Origin of the sequence: Roseibium sp. (assembly GCF_025698965.1) — a bacterium.
In the GTDB taxonomy this organism is placed as follows: domain Bacteria; phylum Pseudomonadota; class Alphaproteobacteria; order Rhizobiales; family Stappiaceae; genus Roseibium.
Map to the genome: position 1 here is coordinate 1 of NZ_JAILWL010000405.1, position 6,089 is coordinate 6,089.

The following is a 6,089-nucleotide window of genomic DNA, read 5'->3' on the forward strand; positions in this document are numbered from 1 at the left end:
TGCAAGAGGTCGCACGCCAGGATCGACTTAAAAGCAGGTATCTGCGCCTTCGTGACAGATATCGCGACAAAAGTCCTGAATGGTGGTTCGACATCCACGGTATAGAGGTCTCCGAGTTCAAGGACGAAGCAGAGGATTGATCTCTTGTTCGGCATCCGTCCAACGATCGCTCGGGCGGGTGCCGGCAATGGTATCCCGTGTTTCTGGAACTTAACCAATCCGACGCTTTGCTGGTGATCAGCTCACGGACTTCGATCGGCTCCGGACTGACCGTGATTTTATGCCTGCGTCGAAGGTCTGTCCGCTATGAAGGCCGTTTTGACGCCGATAGCCAAAACCATCTGATTGGATGCCTCATTTGTTCGGTTTTCCGGCCACAATCCGGTCCAGGATCAGTGCGCAGAACAAGATCGCAAGGCCAGCCAAGATACCTTGCCCGGCAGCTGCGTATTGCAATGCTTCAAGAACATCTTCACCGAGTCCTTTTGCACCGATCAGCGATGCAACTACAACCATGGCCAGTGACAGAAGGATTGTCTGGTTGACACCTGCCATGATGGTTTTGGCCGCAAGCGGCAGGTCCACTTTCCAGAGAAGGTAACGAGGTGAAGCTCCAAAGGCGAGAGCGGCTTCTCGTACAGTTGGCGGCACTTGCTGCAGACCCAGAACGGTGAAGCGGATAACCGGCGGGCTACCGAAAATCATTGTCGCGACTACCCCGGCCGGTTTGCCTGATCCGATAAACGCGACCACCGGTATGAGGTAGACGAACGACGGCATCGATTGCATGAAATCGAGGATCGGTCGAACGACAGCAAACAGCCTCGGCCTTCGGGCACACAGAATCCCCAGCGGTACGCCGAGGGTGATGGATATAAGAGCTGCGGCGCCGAGCAGGGCGACAGTGGTCATGGCCTTGTCCCAGAAATCGAGCAGTCCGAGATAGGCGAGGGCAGCGCCTGTGAAGATTGCGACACGAGGACCTGCCGACAGGTAGGCCAACATGATGATAACAAGCGCAACAACCGGCCAGGGCGTCACGACGAGCACCGTTTCGACGCTGTCCAGCAACACCCGCATGCCGAAGGTCAGGCTGTCGAAGAAACCGCGTCCGGAGGTCTTGGCCCAGTCAAATCCCGCCTGAACCCAGTCGCCAACCGCGAGACGCCAATTCCGGTCATTGGGGAAGGTCTCGAGCAGAGCGACGGCGTCCGGACGGGCGAACTTGATGGCAGACAGGACAACAACAACAGAGGAGAGGGCGGTGGCAACGATGAGCCGAGCGCTGCTGAAACCACTTGAGACGGATTTGTCCGATCTCCAGCGAGTGAATTGTCCTTCCAGAACCCAGTTTGCGATCGCAGCGCTTGCAAACTTGAAGATGGCGAGCAGGACGAGGCCAAAGACGATGTAGGTCAATCCGGTGGCATCCGCTGCAGCGGCTGCTGCCTGTGCGTCGGCAAGCGCGGCCTCCAGAGACTGTGCGGCGCGTTTCAGTGCTTCGAGCGAGCCGGACTTTGCCTGTTCGGCAACCTCAATCTGTTGTCGCCGGAGATCCAGGGTGGCTGCGATGCTCTCTGCCCGTTCCCGGGAGACACGGCCAAGATCGCCAAACAGTCCATTTGCAAGCTGGATATAGGCAATTGTTTCAAGCACCAGCATGGTGAGGAACCATGACCAGAGCCCACGGGCTCCAAACCAGATGGGTCCGAGAATTCCGGCAATCCAATTGAGCGTGAAGCGGTAGCCCGGTGCTTCCATCATGTAATGAAAAGTCTTGCGATAATAGGCTGCACCTGAAGAGACGAACTGGGAAATGAGAACGTCCAGATCCTGCGATACTGTTTTCACGTTGTCTTTCATGATGCTGCCTCGCCTCCACGACCGCCCTGGATCGCTTTCATCAGGTCGATGCGGTCAATGACGCCGATCGTATTGCCGTTTTCAGCAACGGCGATGAGGCCATGGCCGTCGACGCTCATGTCGATCAGATCGTTGAGGACCGTGTCCGGACCTGCTTCGGGAATGTTTGTGGGAACCGTGCCGTTTTGCGCCTCGTACTCTGCCAAGGGGCGCATGACTGAATGCGCGAATATCAGGTTCAGCTTCGAGATGCCCGCAACGAAGTCCGCGACATAATCGTCCGCGGGGTTTAATACGATCTCCTCGGGTGTGCCGATCTGAACAATGCGGCCATCCTTCATGATGGCGATCCGGTTTCCTATCCTTATGGCTTCGTCGAGATCATGGGTGATGAAAATCGTTGTCTTCTTCAGGCTTGCGGACAGCTCCATGAACTGATCCTGAAGTTGTTTGCGGATCAGAGGATCGAGTGCGGAAAACGGTTCGTCCATCAACAGGATTTCTGGATCTGCGGCGATTGCACGGGCAAGCCCGACGCGCTGCTGCATCCCCCCGGAAAGTTCGTGAGCGTACTTGTCTTCCCAGCCGGTCAATTCGACGAGTGACAGCACGCGGTCGGCTTCTTCCCAGCGTTTTGCCTTTCCCGTGCCGCGGATTTCAAGAGGCATTGCCACATTGTCCCGCACGGTTCTGTGAGGCATCAGGCCGAAATTTTGAAAAACCATTGCAACACGGCGGTTCCTGAGGTCGCGGAGCGGTAGTTCGCTCAATCCCATGACGTCCTCACTGCCGATCAGGATATGTCCGTCCGTGGGCTCCAGTAGCCGGTTGATGTGGCGCACCAGCGTTGATTTGCCTGAGCCGGACAGGCCCATGACGCAAAAGATCTCACCCTGGTGGACATCGAAGGTGGCATCCGCGACCCCTACAACGCAGCCGTATTTTTCAAGAACTTCAGCCTTGCCGAGGTTCTCAGCCTTGATTGCCGCAAGTGCCTCTTTGGACCGGTTTCCGAAAACCTTCCAGACACCACGAACACTTATCGAAACGTCTGCGTCCATTTCATCCCCCGGAGTATCAAGTGGCCCGGCGTGGTGACGCCGGGCGTGGTTATTGCCGATCAGTTGAGACCAAGCCAGCCGTCAACTGTCTGTGGGTTATTTTCAATCCACTCGGCCACAACAGGTTCGATTTCTTTCTTTTCCACCACGACCTGGTAGGTCAGCTGTGAGAGGTCGTCCGCGCTCATATTGATGTTTTTAAGGAAAGCGGCAGCTGCCGGTGCGCGTTCATCCAGGGATTTGGAATGCGCGACACGGACAGTTTTGACCTGGTCACCAGTGGTAATCTTGGATTTTTCGTACCAGTCAGCGTCTTGGTCCGGCTGTACGATCGTGTACTGCTCCGGGTCGAATTCCGGCTCTTCCAGCATTGTCACATCGTAGAGCGCGTGGACGTAATGCGGCTTGTAGCAATAGAAGACCACACCCTTCTTGCCTTCTATCGCATCTTTCAGCCGGGCGTAGAAGACTGTCTCGTCCTCGGTTGTCGGCTCCAGAAAGGTTTCAATACCGTAGTCGCGAACCTTGACCTTGTGAACGTTTGTAGAGGCCCATCCCGACGCCCCGACCCAGATTTCACCCTTGCCGTCGTTGTTTGCATCATAGAGTTTTTGTGCGTCCGGTGTTCCGAGATCAAAGACCGATTTGATTTTGTGGTCCGTTGCCATGTAGGTCGGCGTACAGAAGCCGGAGCGACCTTCATAGGCTCCGTCGGACAGGGCGACCGTTGCTTTCTGGTCAACATATTCGTCTGTGAAGGATTTCTGGTTCGGCAACCAGACGTCCGGATGAACGTCGATGTCGCCCCGGCCACCATCCATGGCCGCAAATATGACTGCGTTGGCTCCGGGCGCATAACCGACTTCACCACCAAGACGGGAGGTTATGACTTGTCCGATCAAGTTGGCCATGATTTTTGCACCCGGCCAGCTTGGCTCGCCGATCATCACCTTGTCGGCAGCATGTCCGGCAATCGCGGAAAACCCTGTCGCGATCGCAAGCGTTGTTCCAAATAGTAGTTTCTTCATCGCGTCCTCCTGTCAGTTGTTATGCATCGTTCAAGCGCGAGCGCGCTCTCGTTTCGGGTCGAAGAAGGGAAGCTCATGAACACAAGCCGGGAGACGTTTCATCTGGCCATCGAGACAACCGATTTCGAGTTCTGTGCCGATATCAGAATGTTCCACGGCCAGCCGGCACATGGCGATTGCGGTTCCTAACATTGGTGAACGGGTCGCACTTGTGATGACGCCAACTTGATGCCTTCCGGCAAAAACCGGTGCTCCGTGATGGGGAACTTCAGTTCCCTCGATGGTCAGTCCAACAAGCGATCGCCGTATCGATGCTCCGTTTCGTTCAATGGCTTCGCGGCCTATGAAATGGTCCTTTTTCATGTCAACCGCGAAGCCAAGACCGGCTTCAAGGGCGTCGACTTCGGGTGTAAACTCGGCACCGGAGACCATCAAACCGGCCTCGATCCTGATCATGTCGAGTGCGTCGGAGCCCATCGGTGCAATCCCGAGATCCTGACCGGCTTCCATGATTGCATCCCAGATTTCGGTAGCTGCGGAACGGTCGCAGAAAATCTCGTATCCGAGTTCGCCGGTGAATCCGGTTCGGGTCAACATGAACGCCGGTCCTTCACGATCTCCAAGACGGGCAATGGTGAAGCCGAACCACTTGACGTTTTCAAGCGCTGGCTGATGCGGTTGAGTAAAGATAATGCGTTGCAGCAGTTGTCGGCTTTTCGGTCCCTGGATCGCCAGATTGGGCATGGCGGACCATTGTGCTTTTACCCAGACCTTGAGGTTTTCGTCTTCGGCCACCTGTTTCAACTGCCGGGCGCTTTCTTCCGAACCACAGCACCAGCGAAAAAGATCCGGTGCCAGGCGGAAAAGTGTGCCGTCATCAATGACCGAACCGGTCTCGTTCAGCATGAGAGCATAAACGCCACGATTGACCGAGAGCTTGATGACATTACGGGTCAGGCAGGTCTGCAGGAGTTTTTCGGCATCAGGCCCGGTAATGTCATATTTCCGCAGAGAGGACATGTCCTGGACTGTGACCGCCTCGCGGCAGGCCCAGTATTCGTCCAATGCACGGGAACCGTCATAAGACCTTGGCAGCCAGACATCGCGCGCGACATGAAACGAACTTGTCAGTTTACTGGTTCTGGGATGAAAGGCACTTTCGCTTGTCATGGCAGGTTGGCTCTCGGCAAACGGTCTGTGTGCGATCGCATGCCGGATTGTCTGTTCCGGATCGTAGACACGCACATGAATGTCAGTTGGATTCCATCCGTTGATCGGATCGATGTCATCCGGACAGGCTGTTGAAACGCACACAAGGTCTGTCAGCGCCCGCATGACCACAAAGTCTCCGGGCCTTGACCACGCTTCGTCGGATTGCAGCCGATTATCATTCGGCAATATCCACGAGTTGAAAAAGAAGTTGATGGCCGGCCAGGCCGTGCGACGAGCTATTCCATATGGTTGAAAGGCATCTGAAATGTTGTCTGAACAGTTCAGGTGGCCGGGAAATCCACGCTCTTCATATCCACGTGCCGTACAGGCCAAGGCGAATGTGTCATGGCGCCCGACTGTGTCCTGCACGACCGAAAGAAGAGGTCGCATATCCTGATCGAAAAACTTGTCGAACAGGCCCGGGGCAGGGTAGCTGCCACCGACAAGGGTGCGGGTGACTGTTGAATCAATGTGGCGTTCAGTTCCGGCATCGAGCGCATCTGCCCTGAGGGCCATGAAATCGGAACATTGACGGCCTTCGATGTCGATGACCTGAATATAATCGCCTTTCCTGACCCGATAGGCTTGAGCCGTACCGCTGTTGACGTGGAATTCCTCGCGGATTGTTCCAAGAGGGTCGGGCAGGTGCGGTGCAGATAGGCGGCGTCCAACCACTTCCGCAAGAACGGAACCTCCGCCGCCAACATCCATCGTGTTTGTCGGGCGCGGTACCGCAATCCAAAGATCGCAGTCTTCCGGCACTTTGAAAGTGAACCGGCTTTCCGCATCGCCCAGTTTGGCGAATACTTCTCTGAAGACCAGAGTGTCTTTCGATCCGCCGTTTGCCTCGATCCAACCCAAAATGGCCTCACCGAAGACACTATCCGGAATACCGTGGAAGCTGTTGAAACCAATATTACCTGCC

Annotated in this window: 4 protein-coding genes; all 4 read right to left on the bottom strand. The window is 55.7% G+C overall.

The features are described from left to right. Positions 1–354: 354 nt before the first annotated feature. A complete protein-coding gene (locus tag K5905_RS25265; protein WP_297589283.1) occupies positions 355–1,863 on the bottom strand; it encodes a proline/glycine betaine ABC transporter permease in 1,509 nt (502 codons plus the stop codon). After that, positions 1,860–2,924, bottom strand: a complete 1,065-nt coding sequence (locus K5905_RS25270; RefSeq protein WP_297589286.1) for a glycine betaine/L-proline ABC transporter ATP-binding protein — start codon at positions 2,922–2,924, stop codon at positions 1,860–1,862. Before K5905_RS25270 ends, K5905_RS25265 begins: the two co-directional genes overlap by 4 nt. Positions 2,925–2,983: 59 nt before the next feature. Then, positions 2,984–3,952, bottom strand: a complete 969-nt coding sequence (locus K5905_RS25275; RefSeq protein WP_297589289.1) for a glycine betaine ABC transporter substrate-binding protein — start codon at positions 3,950–3,952, stop codon at positions 2,984–2,986. Positions 3,953–3,982: 30 nt separating this feature from the next. Next, positions 3,983–6,089, bottom strand: a 2,107-nt coding sequence (locus K5905_RS25280; RefSeq protein WP_297589293.1) for a DUF1989 domain-containing protein, incomplete at its 5' end; no start/stop codon positions are given.

Excerpts from the sequence above, each read along its gene's own strand:
- K5905_RS25270 (WP_297589286.1), bottom strand. The coding sequence starts at position 2,924 with ATGGACGCAGACGTTTCGATAAGTGTTCGTGGTGTCTGGAAGGTTTTC.
- K5905_RS25265 (WP_297589283.1), bottom strand. The coding sequence starts at position 1,863 with ATGAAAGACAACGTGAAAACAGTATCGCAGGATCTGGACGTTCTCATT.
- K5905_RS25275 (WP_297589289.1), bottom strand. The coding sequence starts at position 3,952 with ATGAAGAAACTACTATTTGGAACAACGCTTGCGATCGCGACAGGGTTT.